The organism is Streptomyces albicerus (assembly GCF_008905045.1).
Taxonomy (GTDB): Bacteria; Actinomycetota; Actinomycetes; order Streptomycetales; family Streptomycetaceae; genus Streptomyces; species Streptomyces albicerus.
The window spans coordinates 89,543-116,414 of record NZ_VWMY01000016.1 but is presented as its reverse complement, the minus strand read 5'-3'; the positions used below and the strand labels follow the sequence as shown (position 1 = coordinate 116,414).

The following is a 26,872-nucleotide window of genomic DNA, read 5'->3' as shown; positions in this document are numbered from 1 at the left end:
CTCGTTCGCTGCTCCCGGAGTCGCGACCGGGCCGGTATCCGTGTGGGCCGACCGGCCCGCAACAGACCCGGTCGGCCCTGTCAGCCGGTCGTCCGGCCACTCCTCGCGCAGGTGCGGACGTGGCTGCTTCTCACCTCTGCGGGAGTCGGGCGGCGACGTACTCGGTGAGGTCGAGCAGGCGGTTGGTGTAGCCCCACTCGTTGTCGTACCAGCCGAAGACCTTCACCAGGTCGCCGTGCGCCTGGGTCAGCGGTGTGTCGAGCACGCACGAAGCGGGGTCGCCGACGATGTCGCGGGAGACGAGCGGGGCGTCGGACACCCGCAGGATTCCCTTCAGCGGCCCGTCGGCGGCCTCGCGGAACGCGGCGTTGACCTCGTCCGCGGTCACGGGCCGGTCGAGCACCACGCTCAGGTCCGTCAGCGAGCCGTCCTCGACCGGCACCCGCACGGCGATGCCGTCCAGGGTGCCCGCCAGCTCCGGCAGGACGAGGCCGACTGCGCGGGCGGCTCCGGTACTGGTCGGAATGATGTTGACCGCCGCGGTGCGGCCACGACGCGGGTCCTTGTGCGGACCGTCCAGGACCACCTGGTCGTTGGTGTAGCCGTGGATAGTGGTCATCAGGCCCTTGACCAGGCCGAAGTGCTCATCCAGCACTTTCACCATTGGCGCCACGCAGTTGGTCGTGCACGAGGCGTTGGACACCACGTGGTCCCGCTCCGGGTCGTATACGCCTTCGTTGACCCCCACGACAAGGGTCGCGTCGACTCCCTTGCCCGGCACGGACAGCAATACCTTGCGCGCGCCGGCCCTCAGGTGCAGCCCGGCCTCCTCGCGGCTGCGGAAGCGGCCGGTCGACTCGATGACCACGTCAACGCCCAGCTCACCCCACGGCAAGGCGGCGGGGTCACGCTCGGCCGTCACCGTGATGCGGTGCCCGTCCACCGTGAGCGACATGTCATCGTGCTCGACACTGCGGCGCAGCCGCCCGTAGGTCGAGTCGTACTCCAGCAGATGGGCCAGCGCCGTCGGCGAGGTGAGGTCGTTGACCGCCACCACCTCGACAGCACAACCGGCCCCTGTCTCGGCGCGCGCCAGCACGCAGCGCAGGTAGTTGCGCCCGATACGCCCGAAGCCGTTGATCCCTACACGCACGGTCATGTCCGTCGTCCTCCCCGATCGGTGTCTGGTGTGCGTTGCCAGCCTGCGGGGCCCGCGTCGGACGGGGCATGGGCCGTACGGGGACGAGGCGGGGGACGTTCGGCCCCGCGTCCGGGATCGGGTCGAAGGCCCCTACCGGCAATCAGCCGCTCTCTTCTCAGAGATCCCGCGGCCGAACGACGGGGCCAACGCTCGGCGGCGGCAAGCGGAGAGTGGACGGGCGGTGCGCGAAACCGGGACCGGGTGGCCGGAGTTCGGGACCACCGGCCCATGGAGGACGTGTCCTCGTCGGCACGAATCTCGGGTGAGTAGCGGCCGCTGTCGCTGCCCGTCGTATCGGACCCGGAGGTATCTCCCATGCTTCGCCCCATCACCGTCGGCCTGGACGGTTCCCCCGAGAGCCTGGCCGCAGCCGACTGGGCCGCCCGTGAGACACAGCGTCGCGGATTGCCGCTGCGCCTGGTGCACGCCTGGATCTGGCAGCCGCACGAGGTGCCCGTCGCCGAGGAGCTGGAGACCCAGAAACGCTGGGCCCTGGGCGTGCTGCGCGAGTCCGAACAGGATCTGCGTGACCGGTACCCAGGGCTGACGATCGACACCGAGCAGGTCTCCGATCCGGCCACCGAGGTTCTGCTGGGCCAGGCAGAGAAGGCCGAGATGCTGGTGCTGGGCTCCAGCGGGCACGGTGCCATGGCAGGCTTCCTGCTCGGCTCCGTCGGCCAGCACGTGCTGGCCAGGGCGAAGCGCCCGGTGGTGATGGTGCGGGCGAACACGCGGTCCGCGGCCGAGGGGGACAGCGGAGAAGTGGTCGTCGGGCTCCAGGATCTGGGCGCACAGGCCGGTCCGCTCCTGGAGTTCGCGTTCCGTGCGGCAGCCGCCCGCGGGGCGACGCTGCATGCCGTGCACGCCTGGGATCTGCCGCCGCTGTACGGACGCGGTCCCGAGGCCGGGCAGGCGGCGGTCAAGCCAGGTGGCCTGGCCGAACAGCAGGAGAAGGCACTGTCCGACGCGCTGCAGCCGTGGCGGGAAAAGTTCCCCCAGGTCACAGTGGTTGAGACGGTCGACCTCGCCTTCGTCTCGGGAGTCCTGCTGCAGGCCGCGGCGCATGCCGGGCTCGTGGTCGTCGGCCGCCGGGTGCACAGGCCCGCGCTCGGCATGCGCATCGGCCCGGTCGCGCACGCCGTGCTCCACCACGTCGCCGCCCCCGTCGTGGTCGTCCCGCACGACTGACGGCCGACCGGTCCACCGGCCTCGTGAACGTCCGGGGCCGGCCGCCGTGCGAGAGCCCGTACGGACCCCTACGGCCCCATGTACGGAGCGGAGAAACCCCAGTCCCTCACATCCCTCACGGAGAGCGGACACCACATCCGGCAACTCCCGGAATCCGAAGGAAGAGCACACCGCCATGGCCCACTACGTGTACAAGTTCACCGAGGGCGGCCGTGACATGGCCGACCTGCTCGGCGGCAAGGGCGCCAACCTTGCCGAGATGACCCGCATGGGCCTGCCCGTGCCGCCCGGGTTCACCGTCAGCACCGAGGCCTGCCGCGCCTTCCTCGCCACCGGCAGCGAGCCGGAGGGACTGACCCGCGAGGTCTCCCGGCACCTGACCGCCCTGGAACAGGCCGCCGGACGGCAGCTGGGGCAGCCGGACGACCCACTGCTCCTGTCCGTCCGTTCCGGGGGCCGCTTCTCCATGCCCGGCATGATGGAAACGATCCTCGACGTCGGCCTCAATGACGACTCCGTGCTCGGCCTGGCGAAGTCCTCCGGCAGCGAGCGCTTCGCCTGGGACTCCTACCGCCGCCTTGTGCAGATGTTCGGCAGCACCGTCATGGGTGTCGACAGCGCGCTGTTCGAAGACATCATGGGCCGTCTCAAGGACATGCGTGGCGCGGCCGACGACCTGCACCTGGACGCGACCGACCTCGCCGGGCTCGTCGAGGCCTACAAGGACCTGATCCACCAGGAGACCGGCGAGGACTTCCCGCAGCTCCCGGCCGAGCAGCTGCGGCGCGCGGTTCTCGCCGTCTTCGAGTCCTGGAACGGTGAACGCGCCCGGCTCTACCGCCAACGCGAGCACATCCCCGACGACCTCGGCACGGCTGTCAACGTACAGACCATGGTCTTCGGCAACCTCGGCCCCGACTCGGGCAGCGGCGTCGCCTTCACCCGCGACCCGGCCACGGGCGCCCCGGGCGTGTACGGCGACTACCTGCCCAACGCCCAGGGCGAGGACGTCGTCGCGGGCATCCGCAACACCATCCCGCTCGACGGCCTGAAGGACCTGGACCCGGCCTCCTACGCCCAACTGCGCGATCACTTGCGGACGTTGGAGACCCACTACCGCGACCTGTGCGACATCGAGTTCACCATCGAGCGCGGCAAGCTGTGGATGCTGCAGACGCGGGTCGGCAAGCGCACCGCGGAGGCCGCGTTCGCCATCGCCTCCGCGCTGGTCGACGAGAACCTGATCACCGCGGACGAGGGTCTGGCACGGGTCGGCGGAGACGGACTGTCCCGGCTGATGTTCCCCCGCTTCGACATCACGAAGGTCGGACGGGCACTCGCGCACGGCATCCCGGCCTCGCCCGGGGCGGCCGTGGGCGCGGCGGTCTTCGACTCCGCCGAGGCCGTCCGCCGCGCCGCGGCCGGGGAGAAGGTGGTCCTCGTACGCCAGGAGACCACCCCCGACGACCTGCCCGGCATGATCGCCGCCCAGGCCGTGCTGACCAGTCGCGGCGGCAAGACCAGCCACGCGGCCGTGGTCGCCCGCGGCATGGGCAAGGTCTGCGTGTGCGGGGCCGAAGAACTCGGCGTGGACACGCAGGGACGCCGCTTCACCGCGGGCGACACCACCGTCGAGGAGGGCACGGTCATCTCGGTGGACGGCTCCGAGGGCGCCGTGTTCCTCGGTGCCGCCCCGCTCGTCGACTCGTTGGTGATGCGGTACTTCGAGACCGGCGAACGCTCGGCCGGACTGGTCGACGCAGTGGCTCGCGCCATGCAGCAGGCGGACGGCGTACGACGGATGGGCGTACGGGCGAACGCCGACACCCCCGAGGACGCGGCCCGGGCCCGCCGGTTCGGCGCCGAGGGCATCGGCCTGTGCCGCACCGAGCATATGTTCCTCGGCGACCGCCGGCAGCTGGTCGAGGCGATGATCCTGGCCCGCACCGACGCCGAACGCGACCGTGCGCTGGACGCGCTGCTGCCCCTGCAGCGACAGGACTTCGTCGGCATCCTGGAGGCGATGGACGGCCTGCCGGTCACCATCCGCCTCCTCGACCCGCCGCTGCACGAGTTCCTGCCCGACCGCACCGAACTCGCCGTACGGCTCGCCGCCGCCGAGGCGCACGGCAGCCCGCCGAGCGCGCACGACTCCGAGCTGCTCGAGGCCGTCAACCGCATGCACGAGGAGAACCCGATGCTCGGTCTGCGCGGCGTACGCCTGGGCCTGGTGGCGCCGGGCCTGGTCGCCATGCAGGTACGGGCCGTCGCCGAGGCGGTCGTGGAGCGCAAGCGTGCGGGCGGAGATCCCCGGGCGGAGATCATGGTGCCGCTCATCGACACGGTCGAGGAACTGCGGCTCGTACGCAAGGAAGTGGAACAGGTACTCGCCGAGGTCTCCAGGGCATCGGGCGTCCCCGTCCAGTGCCCCGTGGGCACGATGATCGAGCTGCCGAGGGCCGCCCTGACGGCGGGCTCGATCGCGCAGGAGGCCGAGTTCTTCTCCTTCGGCACCAACGATCTGACCCAGACCACCTGGGGCTTCTCGCGCGACGACGTGGAGGCGGCGTTCTTCTCCGCCTACCTCGACAAAGGCATCTTCAAGGTGTCCCCGTTCGAGACAATCGACCGGGAAGGCGTCGGCCGCCTGGTAGAGATCGCTGTCGCCGAGGGCCGCGCCGCACGCCCCGGCCTGAAGATCGGCGTCTGCGGCGAACACGGAGGCGACCCCGAGTCGGTCCACTTCTTCCACACCGCCGGCCTCGACTACGTCTCCTGCTCCCCCTTCCGCGTCCCGGTCGCCCGGCTGGAGGCCGGACGGGCCGCGCTCACCGGGACTGCGGGCAACGACGAGAGCAAGTGACGAGAGCCAGGCGCCGGTCCCGCAGGTGGGTCCGGCAGGTCAGTTGGCAGGTCGGTTCAGCCCCCGGTCAGGGGACAGGCGGCCCCTGTCCCGGCCAGCGGCTGAGCGAGATGCTGAAGAGGCACCGGGGGCGGCTCCCGAGACGGTCCGAACAGACGGCACCGGCCGGTCTCGCCGCTCGAGCCCGCGCTTCCGGTCCCCGGACACCCGCCACGGGGCGACAGCGCCCGGCGGAGCCCGGCGCCACCCACAGGTGTGCGACTCAGATTCAGCCGCTCTCCTGTACCGGTAGAGGAGGAAATGCCGTGAAGACCCGCACCGTCGGCGAGGTGATGACCAGCGAGGTCGTCGAAGCCCGCCCGGAGACGTCGTTCAAGGACGTGGCACGGCTGCTGGACGGGCACCGCATCAGTGGGCTGCCAGTCGTGGATGACGACGACAAGGTCCTGGGAGTGATCTCCGAGACCGATCTGATACACCGGCAGGCGTTCCGAGCCGACCACGGCCAGGAGCGCCGCTTCCGGATACCGACGCTGCGGCGTGCGGCCTGGGCTTCGGCCACCAAGGCGACCGCCTTGACCGCGGAGGAGCTGATGTCGACGCCCGCGATCACCGTGCACCCGGAACAGCGCGTCGCGGACGCCGCACGCGTGATGGAGCGCCACCACATCGAGCGGCTCCCCGTGGTGGACGAGGAGGACCGCCTGATCGGCATCGCCACGCGCCGCGATCTCCTGCGCGTCTTCCTGCGAACGGACGACGAGATCCGGCAGGAGGTGATCGACGAAGTCCTGACCCACGCCATGCTCCTGCCGCCCCAGACCGTGTTCGTCTCGGTCAACGACGGGATGATCACCCTGGAAGGACGGCTGGAGCGCCGCAGCGACATTCCGCTCACGATCCGGCTGACCTGGCGGGTGGACGGAGTCGTCGGCGTGATGAACAGCCTGACCTTCCGCATTGATGACACCCACCCGTCCGAGAGGCACCCGTCCCACAGGATCGACCACCACTGGCTGCCGGAGCGGTAACGCCCGGCGTTCACCGGTGGCGGACGTCCGCGGTGGATGGGGCGTACCCACACAACGGCCCGAGCCCAGGCCCCCGGGGCCATGGGGTCCGTACCGGACCAGGGCCAGTCGGCCCCGGCAGGGGACCCATCGGCATCTGGGGGACGGCGTTGGGGCTGGGAGACGGTGGTGGTGGGAGCGGTACCGACCCCCCGCGGTGCCGGTCCCACCCTCGCTTGAGCCACACACGTCCCCACCCTCGACTTGAGCCGCAGACTTCGACGACGGAGGCAGATCCCATGACCCGGCATGACGACAACCGGCCCCGAACCGCTTCAGTCGACACCGCTTCAGTCGACGGCGCGCCTTCGGACATCGCCATCGCTGTAGACCGGCTGGTCACCGACGGGCTCAAGGCGCTCGCCGACTACGAGTCCCTGGACCAGGAGCAGATCGACCACATCGTCAAGAAGGCGTCGGTCGCCGCCCTGGACCAGCACACCGGACTGGCCCGCCTCGCGGTGGAGGAGACCGGCCGCGGCGTCTTCGAGGACAAGGCAGCCAAGAACATGTTCGCGTGCGAGCACGTCACCCACAGCATGGGCCGAATGAAGACCGTCGGGGTCATCGCCCGCGACGACATCGACGACATGGTCGAGATCGCCGAACCGGTCGGCGTGCTGTGCGCCATCACGCCCGTCACCAACCCGACCTCCACCACGCTCTTCAAGGCCCTCATAGCGCTGAAGACCCGCAACCCGATCGTCTTCGCCTTCCACCCTTCCGCGCAGCGCTGCAGCGCGGAGGCCGCCCGTATCGTCCGGGACGCGGCCGTCGCCGCGGGCGCGCCGGAGCACTGCGTGCAGTGGATCGAGACTCCCTCCATCGAGGCGACCGGCACGCTGATGCACCACCCGGGCATCTCGCTGATCCTCGCCACCGGCGGCAACGCCATGGTCAAGGCCGCCTACTCGGCCGGAAAGCCCGCGCTCGGCGTCGGCGCCGGCAACGTCCCCGCCTACGTCCACAAGAGCGCCAAGCTGCGCCGCGCCGTCAATGACCTCGTGCTGTCCAAGGCGTTCGACAACGGCATGATCTGCGCCTCCGAGCAGGCCGTCATCCTGGACACCGAGATCTACGACCAGGCCCTGGCCGAGTTCCGCACCCTGCACGCGCACCGGGCCACCGCCGAGGAGAAGGCGAAGCTGGAGACGTTCCTCTTCCCGACCGGGGCCGCGGGCGCCGGCTGCGAGCCCAAGGTCAACTCCGCGGCCGTCGGCCAGAGCCCGGCGTGGATAGCCGAGCAGGCCGGTTTCACCGTGCCCGCCGACACCTCGCTCATCCTGGTCGAGGCGGACCGTGTCGGCCCGGACGAGCCGCTGACCCGCGAGAAGCTGTGCCCGGTACTGACCGTGCTGCGCGCGGGTTCACAGCGCCACGGCTTCGACCTGGCCGCCGACATGGTCGCCTTCCACGGCCAGGGGCACAGCGCCGTCATCCACACCGAGAACGCGGCACTGGCCGAGGCGTACGGCGCCCGCATGAAGACGGTACGGGTCATCGTCAACGCCCCCTCCTCGCAGGGCGCGATAGGCGGCATCTACAACAGCCTGCTGCCCTCACTCACCCTGGGCTGCGGCTCCTGGGGCAGCACGTCGGTGTCCAACAACGTGTCAGCCGCGAACCTGCTGAACATCAAGCGCGTCAGCACTCGCCACAACAACCTGCAGTGGTTCAAGGTCCCGCCGAAGATCTACTTCGAGCCGCAGGCCATCCGCTACCTCGCCTCCATGCCGGACGTGCACCGCGTCACGATCGTCACCGACGCGACCATGACCCGCCTCGGCTTCGTGGACCGCGTCGGCCGCGTCCTGCAGCGCCGCCCCGAACCCGTGACGGTGCAGATCATCGACAATGTCGAGCCGGAGCCGAGCATCGACTCCGTGCGGCGCGGCGCCCGCCTCATGGGCGACTTCCGCCCGGACACCATCATCGCGCTGGGCGGCGGCTCACCGATGGACGCCGCCAAGGTGATGTGGCTGCTGTACGAGCAGCAGGCCGCCGGCAAGGACATCGACTTCGCCGACATGCGCCACAAGTTCTCCGACATCCGCAAGCGGGCCTTCCGCTTCCCCGTCCTCGGCGAGCTCGCCCGCTTGGTCTGCATCCCCACCACCTCGGGCACCGGCGCCGAAGTGACCCCGTTCGCCGTGATCTCCGACCCCGCCACCGGCAAGAAGTACCCCCTCGCGGACTACGCGCTCACCCCCAGCGTGGCCATCGTCGATCCGCTGCTCACCGCCGACCTGCCCCCGGCTCTCGCGGCCGACAGCGGCTTCGACGCCCTTACCCACGCCATCGAGGCGTACGTGTCCGTCTACGCCAACGACTTCACCGACGGACCGGCCCTGCACGCCATCCGGCTCATCTTCGACAACCTCGAGGCGGCCGTGAACGACCGGGACGCCCGACCCGACGCGCGGGAGAAGATGCACAACGCGGGCACCATCGCCGGCATGGCCTTTGGCAACGCCTTCCTCGGCATCGTCCACGCCATGTCCCACACCCTCGGCGCCACCTTCCACATCGCCCACGGCCGCACCAACGCCGTCCTGCTGCCACACGTCATCCGCTACAACGGCACCGTCCCGACGAAGCTCACCGGGTGGCCCAAGTACGAGCACTACCGCGCTCCCGACCGCTTCCAGGACATCGCCCGCACCCTCGGCCTCCCCGCCGCAACCCCGGCCGAAGGAGTCGAGTCCCTGGCCGCCGCCGTGGAACGGCTGCGCGACGCCGTACGCATCGAACCGTCGTTCCACGCCCTCGGCATCGAAGAGCAGACCTTCCTCGACGCCCTGCCCCAACAGGCTCTCAACGCCTATGAGGACCAGTGCGCACCCGCCAACCCACGCACGCCCATGCTCGACGACATGCAGGCGCTCATGCGCACGGCCTACTACAGCGGAGGGGGCGTCGCCGGCGAATAGGGTCGACCGGTCGGCGGCATGGACCGAACGGCCCTAGTACGACGCGATCAATCGCCGTTCGATGGAGGTCTCGGACACTGCCGGCACCCCGGTATCTCTCCGTGGCCGTGGCAACAGGTCCTCAACCCGCCGAGACACGTAGTGAGTGACGAATCCGTACGGAAGTTCATCATGACACCCGAGAACGCCCAGCAGCCCGCCGTCGGACCCCGGCAGAGCATCGAGCTCCACAGCGCCGAAGCCCTCAAGCTGTTGGGCAGCGTGTCGCTGGGCAGGATCGTCTTCACTCAATACGCGCTGCCGACCATCCGTCCGGTCAACCACGTCCTGGACGACGGCGACATCATCATCCGCACCCATGAAGGCGCCGCCCTGACCGCGCACACGCGGCACGCAGATGGTGAGGGCGTTGTCGTGGCCTACGAAGCCGACGCCATCAACCCGGAGACCCATCTCGGCTGGAGCGTCGTCGTCACCGGATACGCTCACCTGGTCACCGACGCCACCGAGGTGGACCGCTACCAGACAATGCTGCGCCCTTGGGTGAACCGGGCCATGGACTACACGGTCCGTATCCGCCCCGATCTAATCACCGGCATCCGTCTCACTCCCGCACCCGAGCCGGACGGAGCCAGGGCCCTCGCGCCCGGGACGCCCGGAACGGGCACAGTTCACGGCCCGTCGGACTGATCCACGCCGCTTGATCCTGCACGCTGTCGTGCCGGAGGCGAACTGAGCCGTTGAAGGGCCGACAGGCCCAACGGGACAGCCCCACACAGCCCTCGCGGCCACATCCGCGCGCGGTGACGCTGGTCATGTGCCGGTGATGCACTGCGGCCGGCGCAGGACGAAGGAGCTGATCGCCATGACGACCCTCGTCGGATTCCCGGCCCGTCCGGTCCGGGTGAACGCGGAGCTCGACGCGCCGCTGTCCCGGTGGCTGTGGCTGGTGAAGTGGATCCTGGTCATTCCGCACTACGTGGTGCTGTTCTTCCTCTGGATCGCCTTCACCGTGGTGAGCGTGATCGCGTTCTTCGCCATCCTGTTCACCGAGCGCTATCCGCGCGCCTTGTTCGACTTCAACCTCGGCGTGCTGCGCTGGAGCTGGCGGGTCGCCTACTACTCGTACGGCGCCCTGGCCACCGATCGGTACCCGCCTTTCAGTCTGCGTGAGGAACCCGAGTATCCGGCCCGGCTGGACATCGCCTACCCACGGCGGCTCTCCCGCGGTCTGGTGCTGGTGAAGTGGTGGCTCCTCGCCATCCCGCACTACATCGTCATCGGCTTCTTCCTCGGTGGCTTCCGCCTCGGCTGGTGGTCGGGCGGACTCATCGCCGTCCTGACGGTGATCGCCGCCGTGATCATGGCCTTCACCCAGAAATACTCGAAGGACCTGTTCGACCTGATCCTCGGTTTCAACCGCTGGGTGCTGCGCGTCGCCGCGTACGTCGCCCTGATGACCGACGCCTACCCGCCGTTCCGGCTCGACATGGGCGGCACCGAACCGATCGATACGGAGGAGCTGTCATGATCACCGTCCTCGTGACGGCGTTCTTGATCGCGCACGGGCTGCTGCACCCCGGCGTCTGGACGACGCCTGCGCAGCCCGGCAAGCCGCTCGCCTTCGACCCCGGGCACTCGTGGGCTCTCGCCGCGGCCCACGTCTCGGCCGCACCGGCCAGGGCCGCGTCGCTGGCACTCGCCTGGTACGTCGCCCTGGTGTACGCCGTTGCCGGGGCGGGGGTGGCCGCCGGAAGCGGCTGGTGGCCCGCCACGGCGGTCGTGGCGGCCTCAATGGGGCTTGCCCTCAAGGCGATCTGGTTCGATCCGTGGCTCAGCCTCGGGGTACTGCTCGACGTGGGTGTCATCGTCGCCGTGGCCGGCACCTGGCCCGCGTCCCTCTACTGAACCGACCGCGCAGACCGCCGGTCCGGGCTCCGAGCTTCGGGCACATCGGTGGCAAGCCCTACAGCCCGAGCGTGAACCACGTCGTGTGCCCTCGTCGCCTGTTGCGGACGCCCAGGCGTCGACGAGAGCACGGATGAGGGCCAGGCCTCGTCCTGATCACCTGCCGACCGACGCCCTCCACTCCTGCTGGGAGCGGCTCGGATCGCGTGGTCAGTCGTGCGGGGGATCACCGCTACCGGCGCGGCGGCGTGTTGCAGGGCCGCGTGGGTCACCGGGCCGATGTGGGTGCCGGCCTGCGCGTGGCGGGTACGGTGGCCCACGACTTCGCTCGGCCCAGTCGCGCTGACGGCCGCTCGTGGGCGGCGGCACGCTTACTCCAGCCAGCGGTGCATACGTGTACGGCTCCCATCCTCAGGCGTGCACGAGTCAGGGTTTCGCGGGCGGCCCAGTCCGCGGCGGCAAGGCTCTCGGGCGAGCCGTCCAGGCCGACGGTGACGGTGCGGGGCATGTCCGAACATCCTTCGCCGGTCACCGCTTCAGCCGCTCCAGGTCCAGTCGGCGACCTCGGGCAGGTCGGTCCCGTGTTCGCGGATCCAGTCGTGGTGGCGCAGCCGGGTGTCTTCCATCAACTGCCGTACGGGGGCCGCGCGTACGGCCAGTCCGGGAACGCGGTCGATCACGTCCATCACCAGCCGGTAGCGGTCGAGGTCGTTGCGGACGACCATGTCGAAGGGCGTGGTGGTGGTGCCGATCTCCTTGTAGCCACGGACATGGAGATTCGGGTGGCCGGTGCGCCGGTAGGCCAGGCGGTGGATCAGCCAGGGGTAGCCGTGGTAGGCGAAGATCACCTGCTTGTCGCGGGTGAACAGCGCGTCGTACTCCGGTCCCGGCATGCCGTGCGGGTGTTCCTCCTGGGGCAGCAGCCTGGCCAGGTCGACGACGTTGACCACACGGACGGCCAAGTCCGGCAGGTGCTGTCGGAGCAACTGCGCGGCGGCCAGCACCTCCTGAGTGGGGACGTCGCCGGCGGCGGCGAGCACTACGTCGGGTTCGCGGGTGCCGTCTTCGGTACCGGCCCAGTTCCAGATCCCGGCGCCGCGGGCGCAGTGGGCCCGCGCCTGGTCCATGGTGAGCCAGTCGAAGCACGGCTGCTTGCCGGCGACCACGACGTTGACGTAATCGCGGCTGCGCAGCACGTGGTCGGCGACCGACAGCAGGGTGTTGGCGTCCGGCGGCAGATAGACCCGTACGACCTCCGGACTCTTGTTGAGGACGTGGTCGACGAAGCCCGGGTTCTGGTGCGAGAAGCCGTTGTGATCCTGGCGCCAGACGTGGGAGGTCAGGAGGTAGTTGAGGGAGGCGATGGGGGCGCGCCAGGGCAGCCGGCGGGTGACGCGCAGCCATTTGATGTGCTGGTTGACCATGGAGTCGACGATGTGGACGAACGCCTCGTAGCAGGAGAACAGCCCGTGCCGGCCGGTCAGCAGATAGCCCTCCAGCCAGCCCTGGCAGGTGTGTTCGGAGAGGATCTCCATCACCCGGCCGTGCCGGTCCAGGTGCTCGTCGACCGTGAGGGTCTGCGCCTGCCAGGCCTTGCCGCTCGCGTCGAAGACGGCCTGGAGCCGGTTGGAGGCGGTCTCGTCGGGGCCGACGATCCGAAAGTCGCGGCGGCCGCCGGTGTGGTGCATGACGTGCTCCAGCAGATCGCCGAGGACCCGGGTGGGCTCGTGCAGCGTCGCGCCGGGCTTGTCGACCGCGACGGCGTACCGGTCAAGATCCGGGAGGGGCAGTTCGCGCAACAGCAGTCCGCCGTTGGCGTGCGGGGTGGCGCCCAGGTGCCGGGCGCCCTCGGGGACGCAGGCCAGCACCTGCTCGCGGGGGCGGCCGTGCTCGTCGAAGAGCTCTTCGGGCTTGTACGAGCGCAGCCAGGTCTCCAGCTGTCGCAGGTGCTCGGGGTTGTCGCGGACGGCTGACAGCGGGACCTGATGGGCACGCCAAGTCCCCTCCACCCGGAGGCCGTCGACCTCGGCGGGCCCGGTCCAGCCCTTCGGGGTGCGCAGCACGATCACCGGCCAGTGGGCCCGCTCGGTCACGCCCCCATCGCGGGCAGTGCGCTGAAGGAGCGCGATCCGGTCCAGGGCGTCGTCCATGGCCGCCGCCATGGCACGGTGCACGCTCATCGGGTCGTCGCCGGTGACGTGGATCGGGGCGTGGCCGTATCCCCGCAGCAGTGCGTCGAGTTCGGGCTCGGGCAGCCGGGCCAGCACCGCCGGATTGGCGATCTTGTAGCCGTTCAGGTGCAGGATCGGCAGCACGGCCCCGTCGTGGACCGGGTCGAGGAACTTGTTCGAGTGCCAGGAGGCAGCCAGCGGCCCGGTCTCGGCCTCGCCGTCGCCGATCACACAGGCGACCAGCAGGTCCGGGTTGTCCAGCGCGGCGCCGTAGGCGTGCGAGAGGGAGTAGCCGAGTTCGCCTCCCTCGTGGATGGAGCCGGGCGTCTCGGGCGCGACGTGGCTGGGTACGCCGCCGGGGAAGGAGAACTGCCGGAAGAGCCTGGCCATGCCCTCGCCGTCCCGGCCGATGTCCGGGTACGTCTGCGAATAGGTGCCCTCCAGCCAGGAGTTGGCCAGGACGGCGGGCCCGCCGTGGCCGGGTCCCCAGATGCACAGGGCGTCCTGGCCGCGGGCCTTGATGACGCGGTTGAGGTGGGTGTGCACCAGGTTCAGACCGGGTGACGTGCCCCAGTGGCCGAGTAGCCGCGGCTTGACGTGCTCCGGACGCAGCGGTTCGGTCAGCAGGGGGTTGGACATGAGGTAGATCTGACCGACGGCCAGGTAGTTCGCGGCACGCCAGTGGGCGTCCAGAGCCCGCAGTTCGTCGTCCGTGATCGGGGCGGGCGCCTGCTGTGGGACGTCACGCATGGTGGATTCCCTTCCGGGTCGAAGTCACGTGCCGGTGCGTACTGCCTTCCACCCTCGGCCCGCCCGACGGACCGTCAACAGGGCCGGTCGGCCCATACCGACGCTCGATCCGGCCCTGCCTGACGGTCCGGTCGGCGGCTGTCGTGGATGGTCCCCAGCTCGCGTCCGGGCCGGCTGCCTGGGGCGGAAAGGCGTCCGGCGACCCCGCCGGCAAGCTCCCTCGACGCCGTACCGTGCAGCCGCTCAGCTGGTGGTGGTCCCTCCCTGCCCCACGGGGACGACCACCACCGGGCAGTGGGAGTGGTGCAGCAGGGCGTGGGTGACCGGGCCCAGTTGCGGGCCGAGCCGGTTCGGACGATGGTGGGCGCCGATGACCACGACGGCGGCCTCGCGGGTGGCCTCCAGCAGCGCGTGCGCCGGACCCGAACGAACCGCGCGGGTCTCCACCTCGACCCCGGGGTGCTGCTCCCGCAGGACGGCGACCGTGAAGCGGGGCACCGCCTGTTCGGTCCGTGTCTGCTGGACGAGATCGTTCTGTACCCGGTGTGTGGGCACTGGTTCCGGCTGCTCGGGCGTGAGGTGCCGATACGTCCACGCGCGCAGGATGCACAGCTCGGCTCCTCGGCGTTCGGCCTCTTCGAAGGCGTACGCGGCCGCGTCGGCGTCGGCGTCGCTCTCCAGACCGAGCAGCACCTCTCCACGGCCTGTCGGCTGGTGGTCCCCTCGTACGACGAGCAGCGGGCTGTGCGTGTGCGCGGCCAGGCGCAGGCTCACCGAGCCGAACAGCAGGCCGGCGAAGCGGTCGAGGCCGCGGGTGCCGACCACTGTGAGTGCCGCGTCCTGCCCGTGCCGCAGCAGCGCCTGTACCGGGCTGCCCTGGGCCGCCCGCGTCGTGACCGGCAGGCCGGGGTGACGGTCATGGACGCGTAACGTCGCAGACGCCAGGATCGGTTCGGCCTCGTCGATGTCGGGCACGGCGTACACGATCTCCAGAGCGGTGCCGCGCCTTGCCGCCTCATCGGCGGCCCGGTCCAGCGCCCGTACGGCGATGAGTGAGCCGTCCACTCCGACGGTCACATGGCGAGTGGTCATGTCCGTCCCTCCTTGTCGGGTCGATGATTCCCGGGTAGCGGCGGACCTGCCGTCCGCCCGGTTCGCGAGGTCAGCTCGGGGCTGATTCAGGAATGCGGGACTACGGCGACGGGGCACCCGGCGTGGTGCAGCACCGCGTGCGCGACGGAACCGATGTGCGTACCGAGCCGGGCTTCTCGCGTTCGCCGTCCGACGACGGCGAGGGCCGCTCCCGAGGTGGCACGCATCAACTCATTGGTCGCACGGCCTTCGACGACCGTCTCGACGACGGTGACCTCGGGGAACTTCTCGCACCACGGGCGCAGTGTCGCGACCACGGCGTGTTCGTGTTCCGCGAGCAGCTCGGGGCCGGACTGCGGAACGAGCCGGTCGGCGACCGCATGGGCCGGCGGAGCGCTGAAGACGTGGATCACCCGCAGGGACGCACGACAGCGCCGGGCCGTCTCGAAGGCGAACGCGATCAGTTCGTCACAGGGCCGGTCGGTGTCGAGTCCGAGAACGATGTCGCGGTACGGCGTCTCGGAGATCTCGTCCGGCGAGACTCCGCCCGGGGCCGAGAAGTGCTCGTCCGCGGAGCTCTCCCCCGCCCGTACGAGCACCACCGGACACGTCGACCTGGCGACGACCCGCTGGGACACGGAACCGACCAGGAAGCCCGCGACACCGCTGAGGCCACGGGCACCGACGACCAGCAGCTCGGCACGCTCGGCGGCCGCGAGCAACGCGGCGACCGGCGATTCCTGCACCGGCTCGTCGATGATGCGCAGCCCGGGGTGAGCGGCGCGGACGCTGTTCGACGCCCGAACCAGGTTCTTCCCCGCCCAGTCACGCTCGGACATGCCCATCGGCACGGACGCGGCGGGCCGCGGATGCCACTCCCAGGCATGCACCAGGCGTAGTGCGACGCCACGCCGAAGCGCGTCCCGGGCCGCCCAGTGCGCGGCGGCGAGGCTCTCGGGCGAGCCGTCGATCCCCGCGGCGACGTGTCGAAGCATGATCCGCACCTCCTGGATGTGTATCTGTCCTCCCGCCGAGCCTCGTTCGGGAACGAGTTCGTGAGCAGGGGCCGCCCAGGCCCTACCGAAGGCCCTTCGGCCCCACCTCAGTGGCCGCCTCGTCCTGAGGCCGGAGTGCGGGCATTACGCGGCCCGGGCGATGCGGTTCAGCTCCGGAGCACGGCAGCCCATACCGGTTCGGTGCCGTCCGGACCGGTCTCTGGGCCGGGTGGCCCATGGTGAGAGCGGGCCCACCGGAAGACGCTGGAGTCGGTAAGTCCGTACTCCCGTCTGGGGGAGGAATGGCACACACCACCCCACAGGGCGCGCTGCTCGCCGACCGCCTTCACTTGGCCCGCGGCCCGGCGGAATCGTGCTCGTCGAACTCACGAAGCGGTCCACGTTCTCCAGGAAGAAGCAGCGTCATGAACACTTCCGCCACATTCAGCATGCTGCGTGCGCTGCCCGCCGAGCACCGCGAGCGGCTGATGCGTATCGCCCGGGAGGTGTCGTTCCCCCAGGGAACGCGCCTCTTCGAAGAGGGCGGGCGCGCGGACCGGTTCTGGATCATCCGGACCGGCACGGTGGCTCTCGACATGCATGTGCCCGGGCGCCGCGCGGCCGTCATCCAGACCGTCGGGCACAACGAACTCGTCGGCTGGTCCTGGCTGTTCACGCCGCACGCGTGGCATATGGGCGCCGAGGCGACCACTCCCGTACGCGCCTACGAATTCGACGCCACGGCGGTCCGGGCGATGTGCCACGACGATCCCGCACTGGGCCTGACGGTGACCCAGTGGGTGGGCGACATCCTCGCCCACCGGCTGCGGTCGGCCCGGACCCGGCTGCTGGACCTGTACGCCCCGTACGGCAGCGGCGGTCCGCGATGACCGCGCCCTCGGACCGAACCGTCGAAGGAGTCACCATGCACGGCACCCCGCACATCGTGAGCGATGTGATGACCCACACGGTCGCCGCCATCGGCCGCGGAGCGAACTTCAAGGAGATCGTGCGGATGATGCAGGAGTGGCGGGTCAGCGCCCTGCCCGTCCTGGAGGGCGAGGGCCGTGTCGTCGGAGTCGTCTCCGAGGCAGACCTGCTGCCCAAGGAGGAGTTCCGGGACAGCGACCCGGACCGGTATACCCAGCTGCGGCGCCTCTCCGATCTGGCCAAGGCCGGCGCGGTGACCGCCGGGGAACTGATGACCGCGCCTGCCCTGACCGTGCGCCCGGACACCACTCTCGCCCAGGCCGCACGGGCGATGGCGCAGGCCAGGGTCAAGCGGCTCCCTGTCGTCGACGACCACGGCATGCTGGAGGGCATCGTCAGCCGCGCCGACCTGCTCAAGGTGTTCCTGCGGGCCGACGAGGACCTCGCCGAGGAAGTCCGCCGGGAGGTGGTGTCGTACCTCTTCCCCGCGCCCCTGTCCCCCATCCGTGTCGGGGTCCGCGACGGCGTGGTGACGCTCACCGGCCGCATCCGGGACACCTCTCTGGTCCCCGTGGCCGCGCGCCTCATCCGTGCCGTCGAGGGCGTCGTGGACGTGGAGTTCGAGCTCGTGGGTCCGGCTCGTCAGACCTGACGCTCCTACTGGCTATTCACGCAAAGGGGCCCGCGTGTCCGTCCGCCGACGGAACACGCGGGCCCGGTGCGGGTACCGGCTCCCATGCCCGCTACCCGCACCCCCCGAACAGCTCTTCAGGACGTCAACCGGTCTTGCGCGCCCACTTCGGCCCGACCCGGTCCCACTCCTCGCCCCAACGCTCCGTGGCCCGGCGCTCCACCCGCCACCGTGCCAGGCGCCCGCCCACCAGGACGAACGAACCCCCGGCTGCAGCCGCGCCCGTGCCCGCCAGCACGATCCGGGTCACCGCCTCCGCGGGGCTGAGGGGCTCGGACACCAGGTGGTCGTACCGGTCCGCCCACACCTGGACCATCGCTCCGACCGTGGCACCCGACCTCACCTTCGCTCTGTCCGTCCGGACAGTCCCGTCGCCATCGGTCCAACGGACGTTCGCGAGCACACGGTCGTACACCGCGCCGGTGGCCACGTCGTGCGCGCCGCTCGGCGCATCGGCCGCCACCACCGCGGAGACGGGCCGCAGTTGCGCCCGTTGTCGCTCGACCGTGTCATCCATGGCGCTGGCGCCGACGACACCGGCCACAGTTCCCCCGATCACCACCAGCACCCAGGTCCCCAGCACGATCCGCGCCTCCACGGCGTCGCTGTGCCGCCGGAGCGCATTGCGCCGCCATCTCCAGCCTCGGACCTTCGTGCGTTTGATCTTCCGCATCGGTCACACCCCCTCACGGGCACCACGAGCACGAGTACTGTCGAAAAGGTGGCATCCAGTGCCCGCCGTCGGGAGGGGCCGGTGGTCCGCGACGAGCGGGCCGATCGGGGTGGGTCGCCGGTGTGAGTGGGGCCGGTCGGCCCTAGTGCGTCGGGGCCCGGAAGGCGATGATCGTCGTCACAGCCGGCGTGTGGTCAACAGTCCAGCCGCGAATCGAGAGGTCGACATGACGGAGGCACGTACCTTCACCGAGCAGGATCCGATCCGGGTCTTCCTGGTCGACGACCACGAGGTCGTGCGACGCGGTCTCACCGACCTCCTGGACGCCGAACCGGACATCTCCGTGATCGGCGACGCGGACAACGTCATGCACGCCCTCGCGCGCGGCCCGGCGCTGCGCCCGGACGTGGCCGTGCTCGACGTGCGCCTGCCGGACGGCGACGGGATCAGCGTCTGCCGGGAGCTGCGCAGCCAGATGCCGGAGCTGGCCTGTCTGATGCTGACGTCGTTCGACGACGAGGAAGCACTGCTCGACGCGATCATGGCCGGAGCGGCCGGATACGTGCTCAAGCAGATCAAGGGCTCCGACCTCATCGCCGCGGTACGCACCGTCGCCTCGGGCCAGTCGATGCTGGATCCCACGACGACCGCCCGACTGATGCGCTCACTGCGCGCGGACCCCGCCGAGGAACCGGCCATGGCGCCCGAGCTGGCGAGCCTGTCGCCGCGCGAGCGGGACATCCTCGCGCTGATCGGGGACGGGCTCACCAACCGGGAGATCGGCAAGAAGCTCTATCTGTCGGAGAAGACGGTGAAGAACCACATCTCCCGGCTGCTGGCCAAGCTCGGTGTCCAGCGCCGCGTCCAGGCCGCGGTCCTGGCCAGCCACCTCGAACCGCACGAGCCCACCGATCACCCCTCCCGATAGGTCCTCCTGACCGCGCCCAGAGGCCGTACGGCCCCTCCTCTCGCCTGCGGCAGGACAGGCGCGGCACCGCCACCGAGGTTCTGGATGAGGGTGTTCGCCTGGCGATCGACGCCAACAACGCCTACCGCACTGTCGCCGAGGTGGAGCGCGCCCTCACTTCCCCACTGAACCGGCGTCCCGGCGCACGGGTACCCGCCACTCCAGCCGGGTGCCGCCGCCCTCCGGCCGTTCACCGATGGTCAGCGCTCCGCCCAGAACGACGGCACGTTCTTCCATGTTCTTCAGCCCGCTGCGCACCACGCCACCGGGCACACCGCACCCATCGTCCGTCACCGTGAGCGTCAACTCGCCCCCGGCGCACTGGAGTCGGACGTCCACGGACTGAGCGCCGGAGTGCCGGGCCGCGTTGCTGAGCGCTTCGCCGAGCACCGCGACCGCGTGATCCGCGATGTCGCCGGATACGTCGGTGTCGACGAGCCCTTCGATCCGCAGGGCGGGAGAGAAGCCGAGCGCGGCGCCCGAGGTCTTCACCGCCTCGGACACCCGTCCGCGCAGGCCGCTGTCCTCGCGGGTGCCCCCGCCGTGCGTGCGCAGTCCGAAGATGGTCGAACGAATGATCTTGATGGTGTCATCGAGGTCGTCGACCGTCCGCGACAGCCGCTCCATCGCCTCCGGGTGCTCCACGAAACGCTGGGTGCTCTGCAGCGTCATACCCGCCGCGAAGAGGCGCTGAATGGCGAGATCGTGCAGGTCGCGCGCGATGCGGTCGCGGTCCTGGAGCAGTGCGATCTGTTCCGCGTCCCGCCGTCGCTCGGCGAGTTCCAGCGCCAGCGCCGCCTGGCCGGCGAACCCGAGCAGCGGCTCCGTGTCCGCGTCGCCGAACGGAGTACGTCCCGCCGCACGCCCCAGGAGCAGCACACCGCGCGGCTTTCCGCTGGTGCCGAGCGGTACCACGACCACGGGCCCGAGCCCGGTCCACTGCGGTTCGCTCGGACCGGTACGCGAGTCCTGCTGAATGTCGGCGCTGACCACAGGCTCCGCCGTGCTCAACGCGGCCTCGACGAGTCCGTCCTGCCCGGACAGCACCAGCCCGCTGCGACGTTCGGCGCCCAGACCGACCGCGAGCATCGGTCGCAGCGTGCCCTCGCCCGGCACCCGCTCCGCGATCATCCCCACGTCCGCCGAGGCGATCTCCCGGGCCTTCCCGACGATCAGTTCCAGCACCTCGGCGCTCGGCGCCCCCGTCAGGAGAGTGCTGGTGACCTCTCCGCTGGCCAGGATCCAGCGCTCCCGGCGCATGGCCCCCTCGTACAACCGCGCGTTCTCGATGGCGACCCCCGCGGCCACCGCCAGCGTGGACAGGACCGCCTCGTCCTCCGCGTCGAACTCCTTGCCGCTGCGCTTCTCGGTGAGGTACAGGTTCCCGAACACCTCGTCGCGGACCCGGATGGGCACGCCCAGGAAGGAGTGCATCGGCGGGTGGTTCGCCGGAAAGCCGTACGAGGCCGGGTGCTCCGAGAGTTCGGGCAGCCGCAGCGGCTCCGGATGCCGGATCAGCTCGCCCAGAATTCCGTGCCCGCTGGGCAACGCGCCGATCTCCGCCCGCTGCTCGTCACCGATGCCGACGGTCAGGAACTCGGACAGCTTCCGATCGTCACCGATCACGCCCAGCGCCCCGTACTCGGCGTCCACCAGGACCACGGCGGCCTCGACAATGCTCCGCAGCACCTGCGGGAGATCCAGCTCCCGTCCGACCGAGAGCACCGCCTCCAGCAGGCTGTGCAGCCTGTCCCGGGTGCCGCGCACGGCATCGATGCGCACCTGGAGCTCACCCAGCAGCTCGTCCAGGCGCAGCTTGGGCAGGTGTTGCTCGGGGCCCCCGCGCCGTTCCCCGCCCATCGCTTCCTCCAACCGACTCGCGCAGACAAGGCACAGCTCAACCGATAGACCTCGTCTTCACCGTACTGGCTGAGGGCCCAGGCCGAGGGGCGTACATGCAGACAGTGACGTCATGGCCAGGGAGCGAGTCCCCCCGCCCAAGACCCTCACTCATTGGGCAGCCAGCGGTCGAGATAGGCGCACAGGCCCTCCAGGTCAGTGCCGCCCGCCACATGAATCGCGTCACTCTAGATGCGGAGGTGTCCTGCGATGGCTTCTGGCGCCACCCTCAACGGCCTCCAAGGCGGGCTGGATCTGGCACTGCCTGCGGAGCGTGTGGCGCCGCTGAACGAGCAGCCTGCACCGTCTCCCATCCGGATCGCCGGGCGTCTGCTCCATCCGACGCCCGTATTCGACACGTACTGGCGGTTCGCAGCACGCCGGCACGCGATCTATCAGGTTCGGCTTGAGCGCAGGCCCGGTCCCTGGACCGATGATCCAATCCCGCTGCGTCACCGGTTCACCAATTGCTACCGGGCTGCGGATCGGGTCAGTCAGTTCCTCATTCGCCACGTCTCCTACGCCGGAGCGCAGGACATGCCGGGGCTGACCCGTGCCTTTGCCGCAGGCCGCAAGCTACATGATTCCTCCGCCGAGGGTGGGATCAGCCCGCAAGCACAGCAATCACCTGCGGCTGCTGAAGTTGATGATGACCACGGACGTGGGGGAACGCATCGCGCGTGGCGGGTCACTGCGCGCGGCCTTCGAGGTGTTGCAGTCATACCCGGAGACAGGTGACTTCCTCGCCTACCCGCCGACCTCGACCAGACCGGTACGGCCCGTGCGCAGCAGTGCGCGGGCCTGCGCTGCCACCGTCCGGTCCCGGTCCTCGCGTCCCAGAGTTCCGTGGCGCGCGTTGTCGTCGCCGGTGACGCAGAGGGTGCGGCCGAGGACGGTGCGCTCGCCGTCCGGGCCGAGCAGGCGCAACCGCGACTCCAGTGCCGCGAAAGCCACAGCGACGTCGGAGGGGTGGGTGGCCACGCAGGAGTCGGAGGTGCCGAGGATCGCGTGCGTGCGGTTGAAGCCCTCCAGCGCGGCGCAACCCGAGCCGGGCTCAGGCTTGTTGCAGGCGGCCGTCACGTCGCGAAAGTACGTGCACCGGGTGCGCTGCATGATGTTGCCGCCGCTTCAGGGCGGGTTGACGTGGTTTCAGGTCCACTGGCTCGGCCGTTGACTGGTTGGCGTAGTGCATTTCCTCGTTGGGGCAAGCGCCGCTCACAATGGCAGAAACGGCGCCGACGCCCCCACAGCTCATCCTGCTGATCCACGGCGACGTACCCACACCGAACCGGTCCTCAACTCCCGCCTCGAATACGGCAACCAGCGGGCAAGCTCAAGTTTAGACGTGTTCGCGCTCGGTCCATGCTGGCAGGCCGGGCCAGAGACTGGTCCCCAGGGCCACTTCCAGGCGGGCGAGAGTCCCCAAGTCGGGCAGGACCATCCCGCGTAGCAGTCGGCTGATGGTTGCGTGCGAGACCCCCGCTTTGTCCCCCAGGGCCCTTAGTCCGACCTCAGACGTCTCCATCGCCTCTGCCAGGTTCCGCGCGAACGCCTGGCCGTAGTGCGCGCTGACAGGAGCGTCCTCGACGAGCCGGGCATACGGCCAATTGCCGGACGCGACATAGGTCGCCGGCAGTTGGTCGTTGTTGCTCCGGGGCATGCCGAGATGATCCCACGTCCCCATGGGTCCCGTCCCTCCGTGCCGTGCGAGTCGGCACACACCTCCGCGTTGGTGCAAGTACACACCACTTTAGGGGGTGAGGGCCCAACTGTGTTGCGTTATCGGCTTTCAGGCGCGCCGTGTCGACCTCGGGCGGTGGATGGCCTCAAGGCGACGGGCCAGAACCTTCCGTGCCCTCTTGTGAGTCATGGAGGTCGGCCAGGATCCGTTTGATGTCCGCGACCAGAGTCGTGGGCATGGAAACTCGGCCGGCGCGGACGGACAGCGCGCTCGTGGTGCCCGCCGGGTCGGTCTCCACCAGGTACCCGACTTCCGACAGGATGCCGAACAGGGCCGCGTGCAGGTGGCGTCGAGCAGCTTCGTGCGCGCGGTCCGCCACGGCCATGGGCAAGCCCCGCAGCTGCTCGTCGGCGGCGGTGCGGCGCAGACTACGAGAAACGAACCATTCCACGCTGACCGATTCGCCGAGATCGGTCACTACGACACCGTGTGCGCGATAGCGGTCGTTGTCGTCTGCTTCGGGTAATCCGGTGGCTGCCAGAAGCGTCCTGATTTCCAGTCCCAATGGACCGCGATGTGGGGGGCGTCGTCGGTGCTGAGCACTGGTCACTGGGGGTTCTCCTTGGCGAGGGGGCGTCAAGCGTCGAAAAGAGCGGCGGATCCACTGCGGTGGCGGCTGATGCCAACCTGTGGCTATGCGTGGTCACTCGACGAGCGTGATGACGCCATCAGGGATCCAGCCCTCGAGGTATCCACGCAGAAAGGGCCCGAGTTCACGTGGGCACACTTCCAATTCCCCGTCCTCGACATCGGTGAGCGTCTGCCAGGCATAGTCGGCATCCGGAAAGGAATGGGTACGGACGCGAAGACTGATCGGACGCATCTTGTGGTGACGGACGACGAAGATGCGCATCGAGTCGGCTTGGCCGGCTTGCTCTGCCACGGGATTGAACCTGCCGATCACTGGAGTGGTGGCAAGGAACCAATGAGAGAAGAGCGGGTCCAGAACTCGAATGAGCGAGAACCTGGTCGGCCAGACACGGATCACTCTTGCGCTGACCGGCCGCCAAGTGGAATCGCCGTGAATCCGGCACAGCAGCACGCGCTCCTGGTGGTCGATCGCGGCCAGCACGGTAGAGGCTGATTTCCTCGACAGAAGGATTCTCATGCGTTGAGAGTCCCTCGGTGTTGATGGGCATGCCTGCGCTGAGTTGCAAGCGAATGAAGCCGATAGAGGTGAGTCGATTCGCTGAACTAAGGTGGCTGCGGGACACCCACGATGCATCGCCTTCGCGATGAATGACAGTGGTCTGCTCGAGAGAGCAGGCTCTCTTCCGACGAGGCATGCGGTTGAAGAAAGAGGAGGGCCCCCAACCGTACCCGCGTCAGGCCGCTGACGACGCAACAGGGCTTGGCCTGCGCAAACGCGTTAGGCGTTCCCAGATCACCCTAGGTGCGTTTTGGCCGCGGTGAGCGTCCAGGCTCTGACCTGCGGTGGACGACTTTCGCACAAGCCCCACGAAGGCGAAGGTGTGAGCGAGCTGGATCATGCCAGGGCGCTCGGTCCTCAGCGTACCGGATCGGGGGCGGGGCGGTGGTGGGGCTGGGCCTTCGGTGGTTCTCGGTGCGGGGGCGTGGTGGTTGGCGGCAACGCGCCCGGTGGTCCTCGCCGACAAGCCGCACTGGTTCTCACCACACGCACGGCAAGCCCGCCTCGATCACCGTCGGTCCGCCCGCAGGGCTCGTCGGACGGATCGTGCCGTCGAGGGCCGCGATGCGGCGGCGCATTCCGAGGAGGCCGGAGGCGGATGTTTCGTCAGCGCCGCCGCGGCCCTCGTCGCGTACGGTCACGGTCAAACCCGTCGGGGCGCGGGTGAGTTGGACCGAGGCGTGGTCCGAGTCGCTGTGCTTGACGGCGTTCGTCAGGGCCTCCGCCACCGTGAAGTACGCGGCTGCCTCGACGGCCGCCGGGGCCCTGGGGCCCGTCTCCAGGTCGGCCGTGTGCACGGTGACGTCCAGGCCGCTGCTTGCAGGCCCGCCGGCCACAGCGGCAACGCCAGGATCACCAGCCAGCCGTAGGCGTAGTGGGCGAACATCCAGCGCAGGTCCCGTAGCGTGCCGGGGTCGTGGACCGCCGTGCGCAGGCGTACGCGGAGCGGGTGCTTGAGGTCGAGAGGCAGGTCGAGAGGGAGGTACGCCTCGGGGATCGTCCGGCCCGTCCACTCGGCCACGTGGCGGCGCTTGGCGCCGGCGATCCGGCGTACCAGCAGCACCGTCTCGGGCAGCAGGCCCGCGCCGACCACCGCGAGGGCGGCCGTGGCCGTGATCAGCAGGACCGTGAGGAAGAGCGTCGTGCCGAAGGCCAGGGCCGCGGTCCTGGCCAACTGGACCGTGGCCCGGGCCGGCTGCCGCGTCGTCTTCCTCATGCTCGTCAGGCTAGGCAGCCCGAAGGGGCCCACGCGGCAGAGCAGACCAGCGTCTTGGCGGTGTAGCCCGCTACACCACGGTTCGGGAGTGCGCTCTCTCGTGGCGGCGAGCCACCGACGGGATCGTTGATCTCGGATCGGAAGCCGACGGCTCCCCGCCCCGGGAGAGGGTCTGACCTCAGCGCGCCGAGGGCAGCTTCGCGAGCCCGGCGGCGTGCAGTAGGCGCTCACCAACGTCGTCAAGCACGCCGCCAGGCAGGAGGCGCGGGTCCGGCTCGCGCACTCCGGCGACCGGCTGATCATCACGGTCACCGACGATGGAGGCGATGGAGGTCCCGGAGGTCACGGAGGCAGTACCTCACCCTCCGCACCGTCACCCGGCACCGGCTTCGGGCTCATCGGCATGCGCGAACGCGCCCAGTCCGTCGGCGGTCGCTTCCGGGCGTGTCACCGCCCCGAGGGCGGGTTCGAAGTCGTCGCCGAACTGCCGCTGAGCCCCGATGACTTGGAAAAGGACTCGGGAGAGGACGGCGGCGGGTCAGCGCCAGTCGGGAGCGCCTGAGGCGGGCGACAGCAGACCCTCGATCTTCGTCCGCATCCCCCGCATGACCGCGACGATCCGGGCCTCGTGCTCCTCGCTGAGCCGGGCCACCGGCACCGAGCAGCTGATGGCGTCGGTGGCCGGTGAGTCGTACCGCAGGGCGAAGCCGAAGCCCGCGATGCCGGTCACCGTCTCCTCGCGGTCGATGGAGTAGCCGCGCGCACGCACTCTCGCGAGGTCGGCGAGCAGCGTGACGCGCTCGGTGTGCGTGTTCTCCGTGAGGGCGGCCAACGGGCCCTCGGGGAGCGGGAGTTCGTCATCGGGGCGCTCGGCGAGCAGCGCCTTGCCGAGGGCGCCGGCATGGGCCGGGATCCGGCGGCCGACCCGGCTGATGGTGCGCAGGTACTCGTGGGACTCGCGGGTCGCGAGGTAGACGACGTTCGGGCCGTCGAGCCGGGCCAGATGGATCGTCTCGCCGAGCGCGTCCGAGGCCTCGTCGAGATAGGGCCGGACCACGCGTACGTGCGGGTCGCTGTCGAGATAGCTCGTGCCCGTGAGCAGCGCGCGGATCCCGATGCCGTACAGCGAACCGGTCGTGTCCGAGCGCACCCAGCCACAGTCCACGAGGGTCTGCAGCAGCTGGTACATGCTGCTGCGCGGTACGCCCAACTCTTCGGCGAGTTCGTCAAGGCGGGCCGGGCGATCGCCCCGCGCGGCGAGCAGTTCCAGCAACGCGACGGTACGGGCCGCCGACTTCACTCCGCGGACCCCGCTGCTCTCCGGCATGGGCCTCATCGTAAATCCGCGGCGCCGCACCCATTGACCGCTCCCCGTTCACCAACCTAACCTCCGTTCTCATACGTGTACGTCATCTGCATATAGGGATGAGATTCAGT

The 26,872-nt window shown here is 69.9% G+C and carries 23 protein-coding genes and 4 pseudogenes; 13 read left to right on the top strand and 14 right to left on the bottom strand.

Going from position 1 to position 26,872, the window contains the following annotated elements; all coding sequences use genetic code 11:
• Positions 1–130 precede the first annotated feature (130 nt).
• Positions 131–1,159, bottom strand: a complete 1,029-nt coding sequence (gene gap, locus GAS53_RS16220; RefSeq protein ID WP_151478292.1) for a type I glyceraldehyde-3-phosphate dehydrogenase — start codon at positions 1,157–1,159, stop codon at positions 131–133.
• A 357-nt stretch (positions 1,160–1,516) separates the two neighbouring features.
• On the opposite strand from gap, the gene GAS53_RS16215 reads away from it, so the two are divergent.
• From GAS53_RS16215 to GAS53_RS55150, 7 genes are all read left to right on the top strand, one after another.
• Positions 1,517–2,389 (top strand): universal stress protein, encoded by an 873-nt coding sequence (locus GAS53_RS16215; RefSeq protein WP_151478291.1) that lies wholly within the window; start codon positions 1,517–1,519, stop codon positions 2,387–2,389.
• A 175-nt stretch (positions 2,390–2,564) separates the two neighbouring features.
• Complete coding sequence (gene ppdK, locus GAS53_RS16210; protein ID WP_151478290.1) at positions 2,565–5,252, top strand: pyruvate, phosphate dikinase; 2,688 nt, start codon at positions 2,565–2,567, stop codon at positions 5,250–5,252.
• A 305-nt stretch (positions 5,253–5,557) separates the two neighbouring features.
• Positions 5,558–6,283, top strand: coding sequence for a CBS domain-containing protein (locus GAS53_RS16205; protein ID WP_192583134.1), 726 nt, complete (start codon positions 5,558–5,560; stop codon positions 6,281–6,283).
• Positions 6,284–6,561: 278 nt separating this feature from the next.
• On the top strand, positions 6,562–9,252 hold the full coding sequence (gene adhE, locus GAS53_RS16200; protein ID WP_151478289.1) for a bifunctional acetaldehyde-CoA/alcohol dehydrogenase: 2,691 nt from the start codon (positions 6,562–6,564) through the stop codon (positions 9,250–9,252).
• 171 nt (positions 9,253–9,423) lie between these two features.
• Positions 9,424–9,942 carry a pyridoxamine 5'-phosphate oxidase family protein gene (locus GAS53_RS16195; RefSeq protein ID WP_192583133.1) on the top strand — a complete coding sequence of 173 codons (519 nt, stop codon included), beginning with the start codon at positions 9,424–9,426 and terminating at the stop codon, positions 9,940–9,942.
• A 175-nt stretch (positions 9,943–10,117) separates the two neighbouring features.
• Positions 10,118–10,783 carry a DUF4389 domain-containing protein gene (locus GAS53_RS16190; protein ID WP_151478287.1) on the top strand — a complete coding sequence of 222 codons (666 nt, stop codon included), beginning with the start codon at positions 10,118–10,120 and terminating at the stop codon, positions 10,781–10,783.
• Entirely contained in the window at positions 10,780–11,160 is a 381-nt protein-coding gene (locus GAS53_RS55150; protein WP_192583132.1) for a hypothetical protein, read from the top strand. Before GAS53_RS16190 ends, GAS53_RS55150 begins: the two co-directional genes overlap by 4 nt.
• A 536-nt stretch (positions 11,161–11,696) precedes the next feature.
• On the opposite strand, the gene GAS53_RS16170 is transcribed toward GAS53_RS55150, so the two are convergent.
• The 3 genes from GAS53_RS16170 to GAS53_RS16160 all read right to left on the bottom strand — a co-directional run bounded on the left by GAS53_RS16170 (position 11,697) and on the right by GAS53_RS16160 (position 16,168).
• On the bottom strand, positions 11,697–14,081 hold the full coding sequence (locus tag GAS53_RS16170) for a phosphoketolase family protein (protein ID WP_151478285.1): 2,385 nt from the start codon (positions 14,079–14,081) through the stop codon (positions 11,697–11,699).
• Positions 14,082–14,324: 243 nt separating this feature from the next.
• On the bottom strand, positions 14,325–15,173 hold the full coding sequence (locus tag GAS53_RS16165) for a universal stress protein (RefSeq protein ID WP_192583131.1): 849 nt from the start codon (positions 15,171–15,173) through the stop codon (positions 14,325–14,327).
• A gap of 86 nt (positions 15,174–15,259) precedes the next feature.
• Positions 15,260–16,168 (bottom strand): universal stress protein, encoded by a 909-nt coding sequence (locus tag GAS53_RS16160; RefSeq protein ID WP_151478284.1) that lies wholly within the window; start codon positions 16,166–16,168, stop codon positions 15,260–15,262.
• A gap of 425 nt (positions 16,169–16,593) precedes the next feature.
• On the opposite strand from GAS53_RS16160, the gene GAS53_RS16155 reads away from it, so the two are divergent.
• Together GAS53_RS16155 and GAS53_RS16150 are read left to right on the top strand one after the other, a co-directional pair.
• Positions 16,594–17,058 carry a Crp/Fnr family transcriptional regulator gene (locus GAS53_RS16155; RefSeq protein ID WP_151478283.1) on the top strand — a complete coding sequence of 155 codons (465 nt, stop codon included), beginning with the start codon at positions 16,594–16,596 and terminating at the stop codon, positions 17,056–17,058.
• Between the two features lie 35 nt (positions 17,059–17,093).
• Positions 17,094–17,750, top strand: coding sequence for a CBS domain-containing protein (locus tag GAS53_RS16150; RefSeq protein WP_151478282.1), 657 nt, complete (start codon positions 17,094–17,096; stop codon positions 17,748–17,750).
• A 124-nt stretch (positions 17,751–17,874) separates the two neighbouring features.
• On the opposite strand, the gene GAS53_RS16145 is transcribed toward GAS53_RS16150, so the two are convergent.
• Positions 17,875–18,462, bottom strand: a complete 588-nt coding sequence (locus GAS53_RS16145; RefSeq protein ID WP_151478281.1) for an Rv1733c family protein — start codon at positions 18,460–18,462, stop codon at positions 17,875–17,877.
• A gap of 226 nt (positions 18,463–18,688) precedes the next feature.
• Here GAS53_RS16145 and GAS53_RS16140 point away from each other — a divergent pair, with 226 nt between their 5' ends.
• Positions 18,689–19,390, top strand: coding sequence for a response regulator (locus tag GAS53_RS16140; protein ID WP_151478280.1), 702 nt, complete (start codon positions 18,689–18,691; stop codon positions 19,388–19,390).
• 153 nt (positions 19,391–19,543) lie between these two features.
• Here the strand turns inward: GAS53_RS16140 and GAS53_RS16135 are convergent, their stop codons facing one another.
• Positions 19,544–21,289: a sensor histidine kinase gene (locus GAS53_RS16135; protein WP_192583130.1), complete on the bottom strand. Its 1,746-nt coding sequence runs from the start codon at positions 21,287–21,289 to the stop codon at positions 19,544–19,546.
• 231 nt (positions 21,290–21,520) lie between these two features.
• Between GAS53_RS16135 and GAS53_RS58340 the strand changes: the two are divergent.
• Positions 21,521–21,859 (top strand): annotated as a pseudogene (locus GAS53_RS58340) (nucleotide kinase domain-containing protein); the annotation flags it as partial.
• 49 nt (positions 21,860–21,908) lie between these two features.
• Positions 21,909–22,019: pseudogene (locus GAS53_RS58335) on the top strand (hypothetical protein); the annotation flags it as partial.
• Between the two features lie 200 nt (positions 22,020–22,219).
• On the opposite strand, the pseudogene GAS53_RS58330 reads toward GAS53_RS58335, so the two are convergent.
• The 7 genes and pseudogenes from GAS53_RS58330 to GAS53_RS57995 all read right to left on the bottom strand — a co-directional run.
• Positions 22,220–22,453: pseudogene (locus GAS53_RS58330) on the bottom strand (FAD binding domain-containing protein); the annotation flags it as partial.
• A 214-nt stretch (positions 22,454–22,667) separates the two neighbouring features.
• Entirely contained in the window at positions 22,668–22,988 is a 321-nt protein-coding gene (locus tag GAS53_RS16120; RefSeq protein WP_151478278.1) for a helix-turn-helix domain-containing protein, read from the bottom strand.
• 166 nt (positions 22,989–23,154) lie between these two features.
• Positions 23,155–23,574, bottom strand: a complete 420-nt coding sequence (locus tag GAS53_RS16115) for a hypothetical protein (RefSeq protein ID WP_151478277.1) — start codon at positions 23,572–23,574, stop codon at positions 23,155–23,157.
• A gap of 138 nt (positions 23,575–23,712) precedes the next feature.
• The gene (locus GAS53_RS16110) at positions 23,713–24,177 is read right to left on the bottom strand and encodes a hypothetical protein (RefSeq protein WP_151478276.1); all 465 of its coding nucleotides are present in this window, start codon (positions 24,175–24,177) and stop codon (positions 23,713–23,715) included.
• 521 nt (positions 24,178–24,698) lie between these two features.
• Positions 24,699–24,947: a sensor histidine kinase gene (locus GAS53_RS58325; RefSeq protein ID WP_404829234.1), complete on the bottom strand. Its 249-nt coding sequence runs from the start codon at positions 24,945–24,947 to the stop codon at positions 24,699–24,701.
• On the bottom strand, positions 24,932–25,435 hold the full coding sequence (locus GAS53_RS16105; RefSeq protein ID WP_404829233.1) for a sensor domain-containing protein: 504 nt from the start codon (positions 25,433–25,435) through the stop codon (positions 24,932–24,934). Before GAS53_RS16105 ends, GAS53_RS58325 begins: the two co-directional genes overlap by 16 nt.
• A gap of 178 nt (positions 25,436–25,613) precedes the next feature.
• Positions 25,614–25,781, bottom strand: a complete 168-nt coding sequence (locus GAS53_RS57995) for a hypothetical protein (protein WP_318722511.1) — start codon at positions 25,779–25,781, stop codon at positions 25,614–25,616.
• On the opposite strand from GAS53_RS57995, the pseudogene GAS53_RS16100 reads away from it, so the two are divergent.
• Positions 25,719–25,997, top strand: a pseudogene (locus GAS53_RS16100) (ATP-binding protein); the annotation flags it as partial. The gene GAS53_RS57995 and the pseudogene GAS53_RS16100 overlap by 63 nt on opposite strands.
• Here GAS53_RS16100 and GAS53_RS16095 read toward each other — a convergent pair.
• Positions 25,974–26,762 carry an IclR family transcriptional regulator gene (locus GAS53_RS16095; RefSeq protein WP_151478275.1) on the bottom strand — a complete coding sequence of 263 codons (789 nt, stop codon included), beginning with the start codon at positions 26,760–26,762 and terminating at the stop codon, positions 25,974–25,976. The pseudogene GAS53_RS16100 and the gene GAS53_RS16095 overlap by 24 nt on opposite strands.
• Positions 26,763–26,872: the final 110 nt, after the last annotated feature.